The 19,770-nt window shown below is 41.2% G+C and carries 19 protein-coding genes; 2 read left to right on the top strand and 17 right to left on the bottom strand.

Translation table 11 applies throughout. The features are described from left to right. Positions 1 to 39: 39 nt before the first annotated feature. The 3 genes from comX to degQ all read right to left on the bottom strand — a co-directional run bounded on the left by comX (position 40) and on the right by degQ (position 1,413). Positions 40 to 210: a competence pheromone ComX gene (gene comX / locus NSS78_RS14770; RefSeq protein ID WP_212045489.1), complete on the bottom strand. Its 171-nt coding sequence runs from the start codon at positions 208 to 210 to the stop codon at positions 40 to 42. After that, positions 207 to 1,121: a polyprenyl synthetase family protein gene (locus tag NSS78_RS14775; protein ID WP_212045490.1), complete on the bottom strand. Its 915-nt coding sequence runs from the start codon at positions 1,119 to 1,121 to the stop codon at positions 207 to 209. Before NSS78_RS14775 ends, comX begins: the two co-directional genes overlap by 4 nt. Positions 1,122 to 1,272: 151 nt before the next feature. Then, positions 1,273 to 1,413: a degradation enzyme regulation protein DegQ gene (gene degQ / locus NSS78_RS14780; RefSeq protein WP_003213123.1), complete on the bottom strand. Its 141-nt coding sequence runs from the start codon at positions 1,411 to 1,413 to the stop codon at positions 1,273 to 1,275. 505 nt (positions 1,414 to 1,918) lie between these two features. On the opposite strand from degQ, the gene NSS78_RS14785 reads away from it, so the two are divergent. Beyond that, positions 1,919 to 2,272 carry an inner spore coat protein gene (locus tag NSS78_RS14785; RefSeq protein WP_339205997.1) on the top strand — a complete coding sequence of 118 codons (354 nt, stop codon included), beginning with the start codon at positions 1,919 to 1,921 and terminating at the stop codon, positions 2,270 to 2,272. A 30-nt stretch (positions 2,273 to 2,302) separates the two neighbouring features. On the opposite strand, the gene NSS78_RS14790 is transcribed toward NSS78_RS14785, so the two are convergent. From NSS78_RS14790 to NSS78_RS14830, 9 genes are all read right to left on the bottom strand, one after another. Beyond that, positions 2,303 to 3,529 (bottom strand): HDOD domain-containing protein, encoded by a 1,227-nt coding sequence (locus NSS78_RS14790; protein WP_212045764.1) that lies wholly within the window; start codon positions 3,527 to 3,529, stop codon positions 2,303 to 2,305. Between the two features lie 140 nt (positions 3,530 to 3,669). Further along, the gene (locus NSS78_RS14795; protein ID WP_003212630.1) at positions 3,670 to 5,139 is read right to left on the bottom strand and encodes a nicotinate phosphoribosyltransferase; all 1,470 of its coding nucleotides are present in this window, start codon (positions 5,137 to 5,139) and stop codon (positions 3,670 to 3,672) included. 17 nt (positions 5,140 to 5,156) lie between these two features. Continuing rightward, positions 5,157 to 5,708 (bottom strand): isochorismatase family cysteine hydrolase, encoded by a 552-nt coding sequence (locus NSS78_RS14800; protein WP_003213138.1) that lies wholly within the window; start codon positions 5,706 to 5,708, stop codon positions 5,157 to 5,159. Positions 5,709 to 5,768: 60 nt separating this feature from the next. Next, positions 5,769 to 6,176 (bottom strand): YueI family protein, encoded by a 408-nt coding sequence (locus tag NSS78_RS14805; protein WP_212045493.1) that lies wholly within the window; start codon positions 6,174 to 6,176, stop codon positions 5,769 to 5,771. Between the two features lie 27 nt (positions 6,177 to 6,203). Further along, positions 6,204 to 6,452 (bottom strand): YueH family protein, encoded by a 249-nt coding sequence (locus NSS78_RS14810; RefSeq protein ID WP_034660684.1) that lies wholly within the window; start codon positions 6,450 to 6,452, stop codon positions 6,204 to 6,206. 96 nt (positions 6,453 to 6,548) lie between these two features. Continuing rightward, the gene (locus NSS78_RS14815) at positions 6,549 to 6,770 is read right to left on the bottom strand and encodes a spore germination protein (protein WP_050944046.1); all 222 of its coding nucleotides are present in this window, start codon (positions 6,768 to 6,770) and stop codon (positions 6,549 to 6,551) included. Between the two features lie 99 nt (positions 6,771 to 6,869). Next, positions 6,870 to 7,091, bottom strand: a complete 222-nt coding sequence (locus tag NSS78_RS14820) for a spore germination protein (protein WP_003213446.1) — start codon at positions 7,089 to 7,091, stop codon at positions 6,870 to 6,872. A 71-nt stretch (positions 7,092 to 7,162) separates the two neighbouring features. Further along, on the bottom strand, positions 7,163 to 8,266 hold the full coding sequence (locus tag NSS78_RS14825) for an AI-2E family transporter (RefSeq protein ID WP_050944047.1): 1,104 nt from the start codon (positions 8,264 to 8,266) through the stop codon (positions 7,163 to 7,165). Between the two features lie 185 nt (positions 8,267 to 8,451). After that, the gene (locus NSS78_RS14830) at positions 8,452 to 8,688 is read right to left on the bottom strand and encodes a YuzF family protein (protein ID WP_003213721.1); all 237 of its coding nucleotides are present in this window, start codon (positions 8,686 to 8,688) and stop codon (positions 8,452 to 8,454) included. 182 nt (positions 8,689 to 8,870) lie between these two features. Here NSS78_RS14830 and NSS78_RS14835 point away from each other — a divergent pair, with 182 nt between their 5' ends. Further along, the gene (locus NSS78_RS14835; RefSeq protein ID WP_212045494.1) at positions 8,871 to 10,355 is read left to right on the top strand and encodes an alpha/beta hydrolase; all 1,485 of its coding nucleotides are present in this window, start codon (positions 8,871 to 8,873) and stop codon (positions 10,353 to 10,355) included. Here the strand turns inward: NSS78_RS14835 and NSS78_RS14840 are convergent. The 5 genes from NSS78_RS14840 to essC form a co-directional block, all read right to left on the bottom strand. After that, a complete protein-coding gene (locus NSS78_RS14840) occupies positions 10,352 to 10,885 on the bottom strand; it encodes an HD domain-containing protein (protein WP_212045495.1) in 534 nt (177 codons plus the stop codon). The genes NSS78_RS14835 and NSS78_RS14840 overlap by 4 nt on opposite strands. Positions 10,886 to 11,030: 145 nt before the next feature. Then, a complete protein-coding gene (locus tag NSS78_RS14845) occupies positions 11,031 to 11,774 on the bottom strand; it encodes a (S)-benzoin forming benzil reductase (protein ID WP_212045765.1) in 744 nt (247 codons plus the stop codon). A gap of 99 nt (positions 11,775 to 11,873) precedes the next feature. Continuing rightward, positions 11,874 to 12,359 carry a type VII secretion protein EssA gene (gene essA / locus NSS78_RS14850; protein WP_050944050.1) on the bottom strand — a complete coding sequence of 162 codons (486 nt, stop codon included), beginning with the start codon at positions 12,357 to 12,359 and terminating at the stop codon, positions 11,874 to 11,876. Next, entirely contained in the window at positions 12,349 to 15,255 is a 2,907-nt protein-coding gene (esaA, locus tag NSS78_RS14855; RefSeq protein WP_212045496.1) for a type VII secretion protein EsaA, read from the bottom strand. The genes essA and esaA overlap by 11 nt, the downstream gene beginning before the upstream one ends. Next, complete coding sequence (gene essC, locus NSS78_RS14860) at positions 15,252 to 19,727, bottom strand: type VII secretion protein EssC (RefSeq protein WP_212045497.1); 4,476 nt, start codon at positions 19,725 to 19,727, stop codon at positions 15,252 to 15,254. Before essC ends, esaA begins: the two co-directional genes overlap by 4 nt. Positions 19,728 to 19,770 lie beyond the last annotated feature (43 nt).

Raw genomic sequence — 19,770 nt, forward strand, 5'->3', positions numbered from 1 at the left:
AACTGGAGAACTTTTAAATCATTTATAAATGAAATAGCATCATTTATAGTACCATATATATTCTGCAGACATTTGCCCTTTTTTAATGCCTTGAATGATTGCTTTCATGGTTTGCTCATCTGTGTGAATTAAACTTGCATTCCCTAAATCCAACTCATTCACAACTCCAGGATTTTCCATTAAATATGCAATAACATTTTGAATGTTCAATCATTGCCCTCCTTTGTCATAAATGCATACAATTGTTCCCTCTTTGTTTTAGGTAAATCAAGTTGGTCAATCCCTTGCCTCATTTGTAACAGCATAATCTCTCTCATTGATACCATGTACTGAGTCAAACCTGCTTCAAGTAATTTCTGCTTCAGTTGAAATGACTTTTGTTCTGACTCATCTAAACGATTAGATAAGAACATAAGAATCTCTTGACTGGCATCGTTAAAGCCTCTTTGTAAATAGCTAAATGCCAGCGTTTGTTTTTTTAGAAAATCTCCGTTGGTTTTCGAAAATAACGCAAAAAAATCGTTACTGATTTGTTCAGCAACACCATAACATATGGAATATGATTCCACAGTTGAGTTGATTTTTCCTGTCGCTAAATAAACACCCAGTACACTAGCAAGAGCTGTTAATGATCCTGATTTTTTCCTTAAAACCTCTACACACTCTTCTTCTGTTCCATGCATATGACGCAAATCCTCATGCTGTCCTTCCATTGACCATTTGATGAGTTGGAACAGTTTCTCAATTAGTTGAGAATCATTTTCACATATTGTTGTGATGAGTTGGATACTCAGCGTATACAAATACGTAGAAGCATTGATGGCCACTCCTTGGTTGACGTTCATCCAAGGATACGAATCTTTATCCTGATCTTCGATATCATCTAATATATCGGCTGATAAGATGAGAAGTTCAATCCCTGCTGCCAATTGTGTAATCGCTTGCTTGTCTTGTCCGCCAAATGCCTCATAATGCTTGTAAGCCAATTGCCCAAAGGGAAATTCATTCTTTATATCTGTAAATTCTAGAAGCAGTTGTTGTAAATCTTTCTGCCTGACTGCATGTTGAATAAAATCAGACATATTCTGCTTGATTTTTGTATTCTCTAGATAGTTTAGCATACTCGGTCTTGTCCCTCACCCTTCCGCCTTTTATTTTACTAAAAAGACATGAGCAAATGTCCACTGACATCACTATTTAACAATTATATAATAATATATCCTTTTTTTGTATGTATTTGGATAAAAAAAAGACTTGATGATTATCAAGTCTTTAAGAAATTTTCACATATTCATATTTGTCGTATTGATCAATGCTTTTGTTAATGTTATGAAGAGAAGCCGTTGTTTCTCTAATTTCGTTTTCAAGTTTCCATAATAATTGTTTAAGTTCTTCGATTTCATACTTTTCCATCGATTCCACTCTCCTTTTTTGGAAGATCAATGTATTTGTGTATGGTGATTGGGTCATAAGTATTTGATCTATTACTAACAGTGTAAATGTAATTGAGTATTTTTTCACCGAAAAGTATGCACAAAATGTGTGCGTGATACCGCAAAATTCAATAGGTCTTTTTTCATCATTTTCTGACTTTTCAAATCATACTTTTATCTTAATTTCAAAGGAATTGTGTCACTAATGCAACAAGAATAGGCATCATTCGTCACACTTCTCTCACAATAGAACATACGATCCCTTCTATAACCTCGGTTTTGCGTGTTATAGGTCAGACGACAGACCCCATTGTGGACACCGCAATTTTTTGGCGACATTCACCGAAATTGACCGCAAAAGTACCTATTTTTATGTTGGATTTATAAAGATAGAAAGATCATTTTGATTCTTTATTCTGATTTTCTACATACATTTAGAACAGATATCCGTCCAATTTCACGTCAATGAGAGAAGAGGTGACCACGTGTTTTACTATGTTCCTTATCCTGCTTTGCAAGGTCCCGCAATGAGCCGTGCATATTCGCGCACGCCTATGACTTTTCCTCCAGTAGATGCCCACTCGTTTCAACGAGCCGCAAAGGAATCAGCCCGACTTGTTGCTGATGCTTCACTTATTACACAGCAGATTTCCAGCTCGCTTTCGTTTGCACAGCAGATCATGGAGGCTGCTGAGCGCTCTGATTCGGCAAGTGTCATCCGAATGCTGAAACAAATCGGTGTGAAAAGTGGTATTGACATCCGCTTTAGTCCAGAAGGCATTCGTATCTACTTGTCTCTCGCCTCTAGCAGACTTTTTCTCCTTTTACAGTGGGCATAACAAAAAAAGCCGCTCTGACGTGAGCGGCTTTTACGATTCAAACATTTTATGACACCATTCAATGGCTTCTATATAACATCCGTAGGCTTCTTGCTTCGGGAGATTCCCATCTAACATCTCATGATCCCATTCATTTCGTTCAATCCGTTTGGCTACACCGAGTACAAATGAATAATCATTTTCATAGCCAAGCAGTGCCTCGCCAACTTCATCAGAAAGCGGCAGCTCTTTCACAAGTTCTGTGATATCTGCCCTGACAAGTGTATCGATGAGAGAAAACATGCCTGTCAGCATATAAGAGGCTGGATGCTCTCGATCGGTACGACTCGCAATCAGTTCACACGTTTTCGCCCGAATGAAGGACATTTTGATAATTTCTTTTTGGCTTGAATTGGCTTGAACATTCAATTCTTTAAATGAAAGAATAAAGATCCAGCGCCGAATTTCATTAAACCCGAGCAGAATAATCGCCTGCCGGATACTTTTGATTTGATAAAGACGCCTCATGCCGCCTGAATTGAGCATTTTTAATAATTGATATGATAGCGAAAGGTCACTTTCAATAAAATGGGTCACGACCTGGATATTCGGCTGTTCCTTGCTCAGCTCATTTAATAGCTGGTGGTACGCATGGAAGCTGGTTGATAATGCTCGTCCTGATATAACATGCGGCTCACTAAAGAAATACCCTTGAAACAAATGGAAGCCGGCTTCTAGCGCTTCTTCATATTCTCTTCGCGTTTCCACCTTTTCTGCAAGGAAGCGAAGTCGATATTTTTTATAGGTATGTAGAATATTTCTACGTTCTTTCGATGTAGTCTTTAGAAAGTCAATTTTTAAAATATCAATGCAATAGAGGAGTTCGTCAAGCAACTTGTCACTGAAATGTGATCCGCTTAGAAAAAAATCATCAAGTGCAATCGTATATCCCCATTTTTTTAACTCCTTACATCTCATAATAAGAGCTGGGGTAATCGGGACATTTTCTAATATCTCGATCACAAGCTGATGCGGATCAAAATAGGTGAGCAGATCAGACGAAAGTAAGCTTTCGGTGAAATTAATGTAGCATCTTTTGCCTTCTGTCAATGTTTCGATGCCGATATTTAAAAAACTGTTAATAATGAGGTCCGTTGTCGCTTTGTCACCATCTTCAGCGCTATATGTATTGGTTTCACTATCTCTATAAAGTAGCTCGTATGATACGACTTGTTCTTTTCTGTTAAAAATAGGCTGTCTCGCAACAAACACCCTCAACTGCTCCAATCCTCCTTTATGCAATGACAAACAAGATGTGCTTTCAGTATACCAAATGATTGCGCTTATGGTTCAATTTGAATCGGTGAAAAAATAAAAAAAGAGATCACCTGACTGGATGATCTCCTTTTCTTCCAACGTTAGCTTTCATAAAGCTCTAGTTTAATTTTATTTTTCACGTCATGGATAAACTGCATCTTGTTATCCCAGCATTTTTGACTCAAATCGACTGGATATTCTTCTGGTTTGCTGATTCGTTTATATTCCTCCCAGAAAAGTCCGAGGCTATCCTGCACATAGGCTTGAATCGTTTGAATATCCGGATTGTCATATACAAGTTTTCCTTGTTCGAAAATCGGGACATGTAGATCCTTCGCCACAAAGTTTGTGACAAATTTGCTGATAAATGTATGCACAGGGTGGAACATTTTTAGCTTATCCTCACTATGAACATCTTCCTCTTCGAGCGCAATGTAGTCACCCTCTGAGTGATGATTCAATTGGTTGATAATGCGGTACACACGTTTACGTCCTGGTGTTGTCACTTTCTCTGGGTTGGACGAAATTTTGATGGTATCATTCATTTTGCCGTTTTCTTCAATGGACACAAGCTTATACACTGCACCGAGAGCTGGCTGATCAAATGCTGTGATCAGTTTTGTTCCAACACCCCACACATCAATTTTGGCACCCTGTGCTTTTAAATTCATGATGGTATGTTCATCGAGATCACTTGATGCAATGATTTTTGCGTCATGGAATCCAGCTTCATCCAGCATCGTTCTAGCTTTTTTAGACAAGTAGGCAAGGTCACCACTATCAAGTCTGACACCAATAAAGTTGATCTTGTCTCCGAATTCTTTCGCTACCTTAATGGCATTCGGAATACCGGATCTCACGGTATCATACGTATCGACTAAAAAGACACAGTCTGTATGGGTTTCAGCGTATTTTTTAAATGCCGTATATTCATCACGGTATGCTTGTACAAGTGCGTGAGCATGTGTTCCTGACACTGGGATGTTGAAGCGCTTCCCAGCACGAACATTACTTGTCGCCTGAAAGCCGCCGATGAGTGCCGCCCTTGCTCCCCACATTGCTGCATCCATTTCATGTGCACGTCTTGTTCCAAATTCTAGTGCTGTCTCGTCTTCAATGATTCCTTTAATCCGAGCTGCCTTTGTTGCAATCAGCGTCTGGAAGTTCACAATATTCAGCAAGGCGGTTTCGATTAGCTGCGCTTCGACAAGCGTTGCCTCGATACGCATAATTGGTTCATTTGCAAAGACAATTTCGCCTTCCCGCATTGAATGAAGGGAGCCTGTAAAGGATAACCCGCTTAAATAATCAATGAAATCGCTTTTATAACCGAGTTCGTCTTTTAAATACGCTAGATCACTTTCGGTAAAGGAGAAGTCCGATAAATACTCAATCGCTTTCTCTAAACCAGCAAATACAGCGAAGCCATTGTCAAATGGAAGCTTTCTGAAGAAGAGTTCAAACACTGCCTTCTTCTCATGAATGCCGTCTCTCCAATACGTTTCTGCCATGTTAATTTGATAAAGGTCTGTATGTAGTGATAAACTGTCGTCAATAAACCGATGCTCCAACTTCCATTCTCCTTCCCTTACTTAACCACTTTCGCACCAAGCGACTGCTCAAAGTGAGAAAGTGCCCACTCGTGCCCCGCTTCATTAAAACTCGCCACAGCATTCTCGTGAATCACAAGTTCGAAGCCTTTATTGTACGCATCAACAGCTGTATGAAGTACACAAATATCGGTACATACGCCGGCTAAATGAAGTTCAGTGATGCCACGCTCGCGCAGTTTCATTTCTAATTGAGTGCCTGCAAAAGCAGAGTATCTTGTTTTTTCCATATAGTAGACATGTTTTAAATGCTTTGACGTGTGAAATAGTGAACTTAGTTTTCCATAAAGTTCAATTCCCTTTGTCCCGCGAATATTATGGGGCGGAAATAACTTTGTCTCTGGATGATAAAGGTCTTGCTCCTCATGATGATCGACTGCAAAGACGACAAAGTGCCCTTCATCAATAAACGAAGAAGTGATCTCTGTGATCTTAGGCTCTATCGCCTGTCCAGGCTTTCCGCATGTCAATTTTCCATCGTCTGCAACAAAATCAACGGTATAATCAATACAAATCAATGCTTTGCCCATCCGCATCTCTCCCATATGCTCTTTTGACTCATTATAGCTTATTCATTTCACTAGGGAAACCTATTCAACAGATTCGTGAGAAAAAGCCTTTTGAAACAGCTCATCTTCGATATAGATGTGCTCTTGATTGACCGCATTCGGCAGCTCTATCACAAGACCAAAAGGAGAATGTGCCTCATGATGATTCACCACTTTAAAGGAACATCCAGCGGCATTAGCCATTTTCACATATTGAGAATAAGAAGCATAGGACAACTCACCATTTAAAAGAACAGTGGCCTGACGGTTGGCCTTTAATATTTGTTCGACCTCTTGATACGGTTTATTTCGTGATACCTGTCCCTTTGTCAGGGCAAGAAGCGCTCGTTCCCTTAATGAACCGAGAAACATTCTTCGTTCATCGGGTTTTGTTTCAGCATGTCCAAATATCCCTTGCTGCAAATAAAAGTCTATGGATTCTTCTTTCATCGCTGTTTTCACTCCTGGTTTTAAAATTTACATTTCTGTGACCCAGTGCACAATCTTTAGTGCAAGTTCACGGGCTTCGTCTGTTTCTGCTCTTTCCATTAAGGATTGCTCAAGCGTATGGATCAGCTGCTCTTTTTCGTCCTCGTACGCAATGGATATACTCCATTCAATGTCAGGTACGGCAACAAGCGTTTTATATTCTTTTTTATTTTCATGTAAATATACATTGTAGGTCTTTGGCTGCCGGCTTGTGATGTGTGCTTTTCTAATTTTCATTTAACTCTGTTCACACCTCTTTTTTCTTCTTACTTCCATATCCATTGTACCATAAAAAAAGACAGCTTCTGAAAAGGAATACCCTTTCAAAGCTGGCTACGCATTGAAGCTCTTTTGCTGACTAATAAGATTAGAATCCCAAACAAATGTGACGTTTGGACTGTTAAAAAATTGGACGAGGTCCCCTGCATTATAGGTACCTGAACCACCGGCGGAGTGATCAACACTTTTTGGTGAAATAGCAAAAACATCACCGAAATGTGCCGCCCCATTTCCGTACACACGATCTATATGAATAGGTCCAACAATCGCTGGCATTGCTCCACCACCTTTTCTATCCACATCATATGCCCAGCTCAACAATACGTGTATCACAAATAAAAAAAGACAGCTGATATTTGATCACCAGCTGTCTTTCTATGCATTAAATGATTGAGGCTGGCCAAACAATGTGAAGTCCCAAAGCATCGTCGCATTTGGATCACTTGTAAGAGACATATAATCACCTGAATTAAAGGCTCCAGCCCCGCCAGTCGAGTGGTCTACAGCTAAAGGAGCAATGGCCAGTACATCACCGAAAGTAGCTGCACCATTTCCTCCTAATGACTCGATATGAATAGGTCCAACGATGGCAGGCATCAGAATCTCCCCCTATCTGCTTATGTCAATCATCTTATGCAGAAAGGGAAAAGTTGTGCATTTGCCCTGCCTTAGACGTTTAAATGCTGTTCTTTACGAGACCGCTGACGCAGCTGAACCAATCTGACAATATTCAGGGTGATGGCTTTGAGCAGTGCATAGACAGGAACCGCAAAGATCATGCCAAGGATACCGCCAAAGCTTCCTGCCCCAATTAATAACAGGATAATGGTCAAAGGATGTGTGTTCAGGCGTTTCCCAATGATCAATGGAGAAATGACATTTCCGTCAATTTGCTGCACGACAAGAATCACAATCACTGTCACCACTGCTTTTCCAGGCGAATCAAGAAAGGCAATCAGCACAGCTGGTGCCGCGCCAAGATATGGTCCAAGGTATGGAATCACATTTGTGACCGCAATGATAATACCGAGAATAAGCGCATATTTTACACCTATTAATAAGTATCCAATAAAACAAGCGACTCCGACAAACAAACAGACAATAATTTGGCCCTGGATGTAAGCTGCGAGTGTGTCATTTAATTCTTTGAAGATCTTCAGCCCTTCCTTGCGGTAAGGCATTGGCAAGAACTGTACGAGCTTGTCCGGAAACTTATGCCCGTCTTTCAGCATATAAAATAAAATAAATGGAACTGTGATGACGGCTAAGGCAATATTCGCAATCACGCCAAACACCGCAGACATGCTTGAAGCAATGTTTTCCGGTAATGCCTTTAATGTCGAAACGACCGTCTGTTCAAACTTTGAGACAGACACATAATCTTGGCTCATCATCCAAGTAAATGTTTTAGAATGCGAAAAGTCATTGATAAATTTCTGCATGTCCGTCACATATCCAGGGAAGCTTTTGACAAGTCCGCCTAACTGCGTGACAATGACAGGTCCGGCAGCATTGACGATGATTGTGATGAGTCCGATGAACAGGAGATAAATGATCAGGATAGCGAGTGTCCTAGGCATTTTCTTGGACAAAAATTGAACAATTGGATTAAAGATGAAAAAGAGAATACCCGCCAGCAAAATGGGGACAAACAGTGTTGATGCAAATAAAATAATCGGCTGAAATAAAAACGAAACCTTTGTTGATACATACACAATGAGTAAAACAAGTAATATTTGGAATGTCCAAAAATGAACTTTAGATTTTAACAAAGATGCTCCTCCTGTTACGTATTGATCTTATTAAAAAACTACTATTCAACCCACCATCTGTCAACTGCTTCTTGTTTTTAGAACCTCATTTTTTGAAAAAAAAAGAACAATTGGTATATCATGCACTTTTTCTAGATATACATTCTATAAGCATGAAAAAAAGCAGACACCTATGCGTCTGCTTGTTACACTCTTTCACTGTGATCAGGCATCACCGACACGATTTGCTGGATCCGCACATAAAAAACTGATTTCGCCCCCGCTTCTATGACAATATGATCCGGCATGACTTCCTTCAATTTCCCACGGACCGTATCTTTCACTGTTTGCACAATTAATCTCATACCGACCACTTTCTGCAATGTTTGATAAACATATGGATCAACTAATGAAACAAGCTGTGGACTTCCTTGTTGTGCCATACTACCCGCCCCTTTACTTGTGTATTTACCCATAGCGTATGCATGAACCCATGTGAATGTCACTCAGGGCAATCCCACAACATTAATACCATATTTTAACAATTGGTACGTTTTTACATTTTTTAGAAGTATAATAGATTGGTGCTGCCAACCATTTAAAACATTTGAAGAGGTGAATTGTCTTGAAAAAACTCATCTGTATTGTTGCTGTCATGCTCTTTCTATCCTCTGCATGTTATGCGCATGCAGGGACAATTGGAGACCCACCAGGGACGCCAGGAAAGTGGTTTAAAGGCGAAGAGCCCGTTCAAAAAGACGGATCAAAACCACCACTTGTTTTTGTTCATGGCATTAACAGCTCCTCCTCCACTTGGTCCAATCGAAACGATATGGCAAAGCAGGCTGTTTTGAACGGATACGAAAGCGCATTCATAGATTTGCACCCAGATCAGGACATGAAAAAGAACGGCAAACTATTAGCGGAAAAGCTCAAAGAAATCTATGATGCGTTTGGTAGAAAACTCATTGTGATTGGTCATAGTAAAGGCGGGGTCGATACACAGTCCGCACTGGTGTATTTCAAAGCCCATCCCTATGTGGAAAAAGTCATTACTCTCGGCTCTCCTCATAACGGGACACCGCTTGCGGATCTAGCGTATAGCAAGGGCGGAAGCTGGCTGGCGGAAATTCTTGGACAAAAAAGCGACGCGCTTTATTCTTTGCAAACCGGTCTGATGGCGGCTTTTCGAAGTGAAACCGACCAGCTTGAGGCGTTTCCCAATAAATATGTCACCTACTCTGGTTCGGAATGGGGAACATTTGGCGGTGCGCTGTATTTAGGCGGCATGTATTTAAAGAGCTTTGGTACAAATGATGGTGCCGTCACGGTAAACAGCACAAAACTATCATATGCAAACAATATTTTAACAGGAAAATGGGATCACTATTCAATCAAAAACGGCACAAGTATGTTTCCTGTGTTCCAGCATCAGCTGCTGGCAAATGCCGCGAGCGCTGAAAATAAACATAAAGAGGAACAAGAGCCCGTTTCTGCTGAGCTCAATACAGATGTTTATGTGAAAGGTGGAGAAAGTGAAAAGGATCAAACAGAAGCGTTCTATGTAGAGGAAGGAACGAATGGCTTATCGATCCAGTGGTTAAATGAAAGGCAGGAGACGCAGCCCGAAATCATTGCCCCAAATGGAGATGTCTTAACAAACCTTAAGACATCGGAAGCATCTTTCCCATATGAAGGCGCATATTCACACCATGTGAAAATCAATAAACCCGTTCCTGGAAAATGGACGATTCAATCAAACTCAGGAAAAAGAGCTCCTTATCTGCTGCTTGTAACCTTTGATTCACCATTAAATGAAGAAATTAAAGAAGCTGCTTCGAAGTCAGGAGATGCATCGACCCATTCAAGCGGTCTGATTAAACGGTTAAGCAGAACGGTGGAAACCACTTACTTTCAAGATGCAAAAAAAGATCATCCATTGAAAACAAGTACCTCATCAGCCGTTCAATTGAAAAAAGAAGGTGCTTATTCTGTCACGGTAAATTACACTGGACTCACTGCGTCAGGGACATCTGCGTTTAACCGTACCGTTATTCGCACATTGTATGTCGATCAGCACGGAACGATTCATGGAGAAATTCCATATTAAACAGAGCGTTTCATGGGCTGAAGTGCCTGCTGCACTTTCTGATCCAAATCGGCAATTTTTTTCATTGCGAGTGATTCGTCTATTTGTCTGTAATGGTGGTGTCCGCCAGGCTCTTCATCCATTTCATCTGCTTTCTTCACAATTTGTTGAAGTGTGTCCTTATGAAGGTCGCCCTCTGGCAAATAGGAATCTGTATGAAGCAGAATTGCAAGTGCAATATCTTTGGCTGCTTTTGGTTCCTCCCCGAGCCGTATGAGCAGTTTATGTGCCCGCTCCGCACCTTTAATGGCATGAATATCATTTCGTCTATATGTCTCGTAATCCCATTCTCCGCCGGCTGTATACCATTCATAATGGCCAATGTCATGTAAGAGCGCTGCTTTCACAGCCAGATCTGGGTTAATCCCTGCATTCATCGCCAGCTTGAATGCGTGATAAGCACAAGCAATCGCATGGGCTTTTCCTGAACGATTTAAATACTTTTGAGCAACTGGATGGGTGTAAACATCCATTAATGTAACCTTTCTCATGGAGACCCCTCCTTATCTATATTTTTAGCATCCTAACATATTCTGAAAAGAAACTCAAATGTTCTGTTATATTTTCTATGAGTCTCAAGATTAGCTTATGTCAAATTGGCCGGTTTTGCTTGTACAAGACGGAAAAAAGCAGTCGTTATGACTGCTTTTTCACATACTCACGTGCATCGTATACACAGCCGCCAGCTGGATCACCCGCTAAAAGATCGAGCAAAATACCTGCGACTTCATCTGGACTCTTCAGTGTGCCTGTTTCATATAATTGCTGAAAACGATCAATTTGTTCGAAGTCCTGTTTTGATGATTTCCGAATCTCTCCTTGCATATCTGTATCAATCGTGCCTGGGGAAAATGAAAACGTGTTGATTGGATACGCCTCGTCCCGCTGTTCCTCATGCAAAGTCCTCATAAACATATCAAGTCCTGCCTTTGAGCTGCAATACGCACTCCAGCCTTTATATGGATTTTTCGCCGCTCCAGAAGAAAGGTGAACAATCGTTTTCTTTCCATTAAATGATTGAGTCTGCTTAACAAACACATGGCTCAGCAAAACAGGAATCACAAGATTCAGCGTATAATGCTGATGAAGCGTATCCTGTCCGCCTTGCCCCACACGCTTGATAGGTGTCACCATGCCTGCATTATTGACGAATAAGATGTCATCAGCTGCTGTCAGTGTTGGCGGCGTGAGACAATCTTGAAGCCATTTGGCTGCTGCTTGCTCATCTGTCAGGTCGACCTGTGTATGTGTAAGCTTCGGATGAGAAATCGGTGATGCACTTCTTGCTGCCGTGTACACATGATCTCCGCGTGAGAGCAGCCGGTTCACAAGTGCTAGGCCAAATCCTTTTGATCCGCCTGTAACGATTGAAATTCGAATGACAATCTCCTCCCTCGATAACTCTATTTTACGTAGTGAAACGGTACGACTTCAAGCAATCTGCATAAAGAAAAACCTGCCTCTTTTTAAAGAGACAGGCTATTTCTTTTCAGCCTTCACATTCACCTTTGGAATTAGAATGACCATCACAACGATGCCAAAGACGATTAAGAAACCAAAGATGATTGGAAGCAGTGCGGATGACTGCTTCTCATAATCATCTCCAGAAGGTGCCGATACAGCGGCATCACGAAAAGAGATATTCATCTCTTCCATCATGTGAGCTGATGTTTTGGGCGGATTCTCTTTTAGATCACTGAAAAGCTGCGGAGAAAGAGACCCTCCCGGAGTTTTAGGCGGTTCAGCAAAATGAATGTCTGTTTTAACTGTTGATGTCTTTTTGCTTTGTTCGTATTTCGTTTGATCCCTCAATATACTTGAGTTAATATTGAGTTCTTTTTCTTGATATTCATTCGGCTTGACATTTGTATCCGTATCTTCACCAGCAGCGAAAGCAGCAGGAATGAGGAGAAAAAGGGACATGACACCAAGTGCCATCCCTTTCACGAACAGATTAAGCCTCATGAGTCACATCACGTTCCTCCGTTTTATCTTTCCATAGCTTTGTCACAAGCGGGATGGCCATGAAGAGGACAGTTAAAATCACTAATCCTATAACACCCATTCCAAAGTGATCTCCATTTCCATATTGGATGGACAGGTACACGTCTGTCACTGGATTTGTGAAATGGAAATTCGGCATCACCAAATCAATTAATGGTGCGACAAAGAAGAAAATAAGCGCCGTTGCTGCCATCCATCCGGCAATAGAGCCGAAAAGGAACGCCGTGCGAATAAAGGCGGAACAAGCCACTAATAGTAAAATCGTGAAAATGGACCACTGAATCGCTTGATCATCTGCAAGCTTGTAAATGTTCAGTCCGAACAAGCTGATCATGAGTCCGACTAATAGATTTAAGATGCCAAACAGTGCACCTTTAACCAGCATCGGAGCTGTCGCATAATACGAGCTGAAAAAGCCAATTAACAAACTACTGATCATCACAATGACCAAAATGACCACTGGCGGTACAGTCTGCGTTTTTTCTTCTGGTACATCACCGCTAATTTTCAGCGGATTGGCTAAGTGATTATACACATAGTTGCTGTTGCCTTGATCGCTTAATGTGTTTCCTAAAATACCCTTCAAATCTTGCTGAACAAGCTTCGTGGAATGAACATTCTTGCTCCAGTTTTCATTCAGCGTATCCGCTTTTTCTTGGACCGTTGTCACACTCTCTTCAATGTTATTCGTATAATCCGCCACCCCTTTTTGGCGGTCGGTTAACGAACTCATATTTTCAGAAAGTCGAAGCACTTCCTGACCAATTGAATCCTGTGCACTGACAACAATAGAACTGCCTGCAAGGTCTGCCGTATACACTGCATCTCCTTGATCAGCCATTTGCTCCGCAACATTGTCCGCACTTTCAGAAATTGTGTTTAATTCCTGTTCCATGCTTGCCTGCTGAGTCGAAATGTATTCTGCATAGCCATCTGAAAACTTCTGCATCTCATCAATAAAAGTAGACACATCATCGTTTGACGTCAGCATTTGTTTTTTGAGCGTATCCCAGTTTTCTGTTTCCTCTTTTTTGATGGAGAGGATGGACTGGATTTCATCTGGTTTGGTGTCGACCAAAGAAGAAGGATCCTTCTCTTGATAGAAGCTGTTAAGTAATGCTTCATAATGTACTAATTCATTTGAATACTTTAATAATTCTGATGCATTTTCTGATTTTGTATTAAAATCTCTAAGTTTATCCATTTTCAATGTATATCGATTTAATGGAGATTGAGTTGTTTCTATTCGTTCTAATTTTCTTGTAATAGCAGATTCTTGTTTGATGATGGATTTCTTTATATCACTTATGTTTTTATTGTTGCTAGTTTCTATTCTTATTATTTTTTCTTCTAGTTTATCTATTTTATCTGTTAAAGATTTTAATACTTTACTCAAAAGATCGACTTTTCCTTGTAATTGATCATTATGAGCTGTGGTTTTCTCCTCGATATTCTTTTTCACTTCTTCTAATTTTAGGGATAGTGCTTTTAGTTGCTCTTTTGATTGAACTGACGTTGATTTGGTTTCCCCAGTTTGTTCTGGATTTTCTTCACCATTTTCTGGAGTAGGTGGCGTTTCTTCATTTCCAGACAACTCATCTGCCACTTGATTTATTTCTGTTGAGATTTCAGTTAATTTCTTCGTCTCTTCTTCAAGATTTATTTTCAAATCGTCTGTCGAGTCTTTTTGGTCTTCACCTTGATTATTCGAATCCTCATTCGGATCCTCCGGTTTCTCTGCTTCAAGCAATGCCTTTCTCGAAACTTTCAATTGCTCTTGCAATGGAGTAATTTTATCCCCTATGTATGCAAGATATTGAGCTTCATAATTACTAATCAATTCTTCCTGAGACGTCTTCACAAGTTCCTTTAATCCCTTTGATTGATCAGGAATAGCGTCTTCTCTCGACTTTTGAACAGATTGGATAGCGCTGTCCGTTGTGTTTAGCTGACTTTGTACTCCGTTGATGTCTGTTTTGAGTCCACCCATTTGATCACTGAAGCTGCGGGCATTTTGGTTTTGGATATCAGCGAGCTGTTTGAGCCCCTGCTGGATTTGTTTTTGGTTTGTCGATTGCGCTTTGATCAGGAGGTCCTTTTGTTTGTCTTGATACTGCTGGTATTGATCGACTACTTTCACAAAGCCCTTTAACTGGTTCTTTGCTTCTTCTGTTGTACTCAGACCATCTTTATATTGTTTCTGCGAATCGGCCATCGCATTTTTTAATTCTTCTATTTGTTTCTTCTGCTGCTGAACAGCGTCTGATAGTTTGTTTGAGTTCGGCTTATAGAAGTTATACATCGTGTTTTGAAATTCGACTTCTTTACCGACAATATGCTCAAACTCTTCTCTGACATTGCCGATTTCCTGTGATACAAAGCTCCAGTATAACGTTGACATCTGTTCATTCATTTTCTTTTGCGCATTTTCCAGCTCTCTTTGCACTTTCTCTTTATTGACTGAATTGAGCTGATCTTGAATGGAAAATTGAATGGATGCCTTTTCAGGATGATCTTTATCATAGCTCAGCACATTTTTAGAGAAATCAGACGGAATATAGAGGACAGCGTCATACTTTCTGCTTTTCAGTCCATTTTCCGCCGCACTGCGGTTCACTACGGTCCATGTATAATCTGGACGCTCTGATAATGCGGCGACGACATCCTGTCCGAAACGAGCGGTGTTTTCACTTTCGCTCGCTCCCATATCCTCATTGACCACAGCAATATTACGTGTGGCATTCTTTTTCTGTTTTGCCGGATCATCTCCAATAAGGTGGAAAAATAAAACCGGCAGAACCAGAATCAATATCATGGTCGATACGATTTTGATGGAGCTTTTTTGCTGCTCTGTCATTGAACACTCTTCCTTTCTACCGCACATAAAGGAACCTGGATTTTCTTCTCTTTCCCGTTTTCAACCAAATACCCGAAGCCTGGCTGAATATCTGGTTCTTGTCTTGCATACGGAAGCGGTATGATGTTTTGCTCTGATTTTTTCATGAGTAACATAGCATGACGAACTTGTTTGATTTCGTTTGTGAGTGCATCATAGCCTTTACTGAATTCGGTATGATTTCCTGATGCGATCAGGCTAAAGCCTAGGTGTGCATATGACTTCATGAAATCAGCCAATTGATCTTGAAGACGCGGGTCGATTGTCTGCTGAAAACGCGTAATGCCATCAATCACAAGCACAATTTGAGAGAACGACAACTGATCAGTCTCTCCCCGGCGCACAGCTTCGACGTACATCTCTTCACGCACCTTGAATAAACGGTCTATTTCCTCAGCCCATTCGGTGATATCACCTTTTGTTTCAAGGTAATCAATGTTCTCTTCTTTTGCATAATGAGAGAGACCCCGATCAATCGAATCAAAGACGGCTAGCTTCTCAGGTTTTGCTGCTAATAGCTGATCAAGCATCAGTTTTGTCACATTTGTTTTCCCTCGCTGCGTTTGACCGATGATGAGGCAGTGTTTATTCTTCTTCAAGTCAAAGTAAACAGGAGCAACAGATTCCTCATCTAGTCCGACTGGAATGTCATACGGCTGTTTTTGTTCTTCTAAGCGACTTTCTAGCTCCCAAATGGTTAGTTTATCAGGAAGCATTGGTACAGGTTTTGGTTTTTCAGCTGATGCAAAGCGATCATGAAGAAGCTGGATCTCTTGTTTCAAATGCTCAAACAGCTCGAGGTCGTTATCTCCTTCAACTGGTAGGAACATTTGTGCAAAGTAAAGCTCTTCTTTGTTGATAATAACTCGCCCCGGAATCGGCTCTAAGCTAAATTTCGGTCTGCCAATAATCGAGTACGCCTCTCCTTGATCCATTAAGTAATGGACGACCTTTGTTTTCAAGTTGTTCATAAGAGATTGACGGACTGCGTTTACCCGAGTCGCTGTAATTAAGAAGTAAATTCCTAATGATTGTCCATCACGGCTCAGCTGGATAAATTCAGATTCAAGTTCATGCATTTCGTCTTTGACAATGTCAAAGTTGTCGATCACGATGAAAATGAATGGGAGCTTTTTCTCATTTAAGGCGTTGTACATTTTGATATGACTCATTTCTTGCTGCCTGAATAAACGCTTGCGGTATTCAACCTCTTCCCGCAGACGCGTCATCGACTTTTGAATCTTTCTCATTTGATCCATTAAGAAATAATCCGCCGTGTGCGGCAGCTTGGCCAACGGAAGCAATGTTCCATTTCCGAAGTCATAAATATACGCATGCCATTCTTCAGGTGAATATCTCTCCGCAAAGCTCATGAGTAGTGTTGTTGCAGCAAGTGATTTTCCGTAGCCAGAGGAACCAAAGATCCCAATGTTCCCATCCTCCATCATTTGATAAGAAAGTGGATGCTGGCTTTGCTGATCTGGCTCATCGACAAGCGCAAAATGGAAGACATGCTCTTCACTCGACACGTAACGTGATTTTGGAATCCGTTCTTCGAGCGGTGGAAGCCATGGACTTGGGAGCTTCTCAATCCCAAGCTCCTGCTGCATACGTTCAATTTCATCCACAACGGCAGAAATCTCCGACACTGTCTCTTTTTTCACAGCCGGCTCTGTGCTTACCCCTGATAACGGAATAAGTCCAGTATCAGTCACAATGGCAATGTCATCTTCTGATCCGTAGCCATCTTCCATATAAGGCGCACCGCTCCAAGCTGATTGGAACAATTCATAGATTTCATTGTTTCCTACTTGTAGGTAGCCACGGCCTGTAACGGTAATAGACGCCGCATCACTATTTTTCAATATCTCCTTACTGTCTGACGCATCTTGTACTTTTAGTGCGACCTTAAAGCGTGAGTTACTCCAAATTTGATCATCAATGACCCCGCCTGGCTTTTGGGTAGCCAAAATGAGATGAACCCCAAGGCTTCGGCCGATACGTGCAGCACTGACAAGCTCTCTAATAAAGTCCGGCTCTTCACTTTTTAATTCAGCGAACTCATCAGAGATTAAGAATAAATGAGGCATTGCCTGTTCAGCCTTTTTCTCCTTATAGAGCTTCGTATAATCATTGATGTGATTCACATGATATTGATCAAACAAGCGTTGTCTTTTCTTCAATTCACTTTTAATTGAGGCAAGTGCCCTTTCACTAAAGTTCTTACTGCCTTCAATATTGGTGATCGTGCCAAGTAAATGAGGAATATTCCGGAACGGTTGCGCCATTCCGCCTCCTTTATAGTCAATCAATAGGAAAGCGACTTCATGTGGATGAAAGTGTACAGCGAGCGATAAAATGTACGTCTGTAAAAATTCACTTTTCCCTGATCCTGTTGTTCCCGCCAACAGGCCGTGCGGGCCATGTGCTTTTTCGTGCAGGTTCAGATCCACAATGTCATTTTTCCCTTTATAACCGATTGGCACAGAGAGTGATTTGGCCGTTTCTGATGTGAGCCACTTTTCACGAATACCAATCTCGTCTACCTGTTTGGCATGAAAAAGATCAAGAAAGGAGACCGTTTCAGGAATCGAATTGGTCATGCCAACTTGATGATCTAATGTTCTCAGCGTTCTGGCAAACAGCTCATTGTCCCCGCGCTCATGTGTATCAAGCTGAAATGGAATTCGGACGGCTTTCTTGTGCTGAATGAGAATATCTCCTTCTTCCTCGTTAATATAACGGACAAGCGTCGAGATATTTTCAGCTAAGCTTTCCTTTGTTTCAGCAGCAAAAATAATGGAGATGCCAAGGTCCGTTCGGCTGCCTTCTAAATATTCTAAAATCACATGTTCCGCAATGAGCTCATGATTTGTCACGATAAACACAAAGTGAGGCGTAAAGATCTTCTTCTCTTTTTCTTCTTCTAGATCACGCTCACGTAAAATTTCATAAATGGAGGACAACAGCTGATCACGTGTTTGTTCGTTGTAAATGAACCCTTTGCCGTATGTATGAGGCAGCTGGAAATGCGGAAGCCATTTCATCCATTCCCACTTCTCATACTCCTGCTCATGAAAAATAAAGACAAATCTTAAATCATGATAGCTGTGCGAGAAAGCAAGCTGTCCGACAAGCTGATGAAGCTCCTTTTTCACAATGGCTGGCTTTCCAATCAATCCTGTTGGGCCATCGGCAAGACCGAATGTGATGGGTACATCCTTTACTTCACGATAGACCTGTTGCATGTGCTGCGTTTGTTCCATTAAGTCATCGATATCACGATTGGCCATATCGCCGCCGCTCATCGATAGTTCATAGCTTGACGGGACTGCGCCCGTCCCAAGACGCAGCTGCAAGAAATCATCACTCATCAGTGTTTTTTCCCAAATTCGGCCGCTAATTTCTGACGTTAAATACTTCATTTGTTCAAATGACGGATAATGATACGTCAAAATATATTGCTGGCGGTCGTAGAGCTCTTGCAGTTCTTTTCGTTTATTTTCTAAGTAAAGAGAATAGACTCGCTGCCGTTTCTCTTCCCTTCTTTTACGTTGTGATTTCTCTTTAAAGTATTGAACAGACGATGTGATTAACGTCATGATAAACATCGCCATCGACACGACAATAAAGATCCCGCGCGGCTGGACAAGAGCGACAATTCCCATCACAAGAAGCATCACAAGCGGCGGGAGGACAACAAGCCAAAGCCCTCTGCTGCTATTTTCACTCTCCTGCGAAGGAAAGCTAAAGGAAACCCGGTCATCTGGCAGATCATAAATTAAACGCGGTGTTCGTCTATATAAAGGATATTTTTGTTTTGTTTCTGTGCTTGGTGCTCTTGTTTTTTCCAAACGTGTTTGAAATGGTTCATATGCAGTCACCTGCAATAAATCATCCTCTTTCAATGTCACCGTTAGGAAGTTCCAGAACAGCTCATCTCCAGCATCAATTGTCTCTGGACCGTGAATTTTTTGCCCGTTCACATAAATCGTTTCGTCCTGAGGCATGACATACCAAGTTCCTTCGATTTTCTCCAAAGTAAATTGGCTCGCATCTTGAAACATGGAATGCGCTTGTTCTTTCCACACATCAATATCACCTTTGTTCTCACGTGAAAAAGACAGCTCGACTCTATTTCCTAGGTAATAAATGTGTTGATCATGATGTGCTTCCATTAAAACAAGTGTCAGTGTACCAAGCTTATATGGTTCATGTGGAAGTAATGTGCCTTTCTTCTCTTCACCCTGATAAATGGAAAAGCCATCATTCGGTTCATCAGGAGTTAAACGGATGACCCCTTCATCAAACGAAAGTGAAGGGATTGTCACCGTATGCTCTATTTCAGGTCCAATCACAGCTTCTCGATTGAACTGCTCGTCTAAACGGACGGTTTGATAATCCTCCTCATAAAAAACCCAAAGAAGACTCAAACGCTCCACCTCCTCATGGGACAGCACCAACTGTCAGTTGTAT

Source organism: Bacillus sp. FSL W8-0920 (genome assembly GCF_038593215.1).
GTDB lineage: Bacteria > Bacillota > Bacilli > Bacillales > Bacillaceae > Bacillus > Bacillus pumilus.

What these genes read in the sequence shown, in the direction of transcription:
- NSS78_RS14805 (WP_212045493.1), bottom strand. Translation starts at nt 6,176, where the DNA reads ATGAAAGAAGAATCCATAGACTTTTATTTGCAGCAAGGGATATTTGGA.
- NSS78_RS14820 (WP_003213446.1), bottom strand. Translation starts at nt 7,091, where the DNA reads ATGCCTGCCATCGTTGGACCTATTCATATCGAGTCATTAGGAGGAAAT.
- NSS78_RS14810 (WP_034660684.1), bottom strand. Translation starts at nt 6,452, where the DNA reads ATGAAAATTAGAAAAGCACACATCACAAGCCGGCAGCCAAAGACCTAC.
- NSS78_RS14775 (WP_212045490.1), bottom strand. Translation starts at nt 1,121, where the DNA reads ATGCTAAACTATCTAGAGAATACAAAAATCAAGCAGAATATGTCTGAT.
- esaA (WP_212045496.1), bottom strand. Translation starts at nt 15,255, where the DNA reads ATGACAGAGCAGCAAAAAAGCTCCATCAAAATCGTATCGACCATGATA.
- essA (WP_050944050.1), bottom strand. Translation starts at nt 12,359, where the DNA reads ATGAGGCTTAATCTGTTCGTGAAAGGGATGGCACTTGGTGTCATGTCC.
- NSS78_RS14840 (WP_212045495.1), bottom strand. Translation starts at nt 10,885, where the DNA reads ATGAGAAAGGTTACATTAATGGATGTTTACACCCATCCAGTTGCTCAA.
- degQ (WP_003213123.1), bottom strand. Translation starts at nt 1,413, where the DNA reads ATGGAAAAGTATGAAATCGAAGAACTTAAACAATTATTATGGAAACTT.
- NSS78_RS14830 (WP_003213721.1), bottom strand. Translation starts at nt 8,688, where the DNA reads ATGGCACAACAAGGAAGTCCACAGCTTGTTTCATTAGTTGATCCATAT.
- NSS78_RS14800 (WP_003213138.1), bottom strand. Translation starts at nt 5,708, where the DNA reads ATGGGCAAAGCATTGATTTGTATTGATTATACCGTTGATTTTGTTGCA.
- NSS78_RS14815 (WP_050944046.1), bottom strand. Translation starts at nt 6,770, where the DNA reads ATGCCAGCGATTGTTGGACCTATTCATATAGATCGTGTGTACGGAAAT.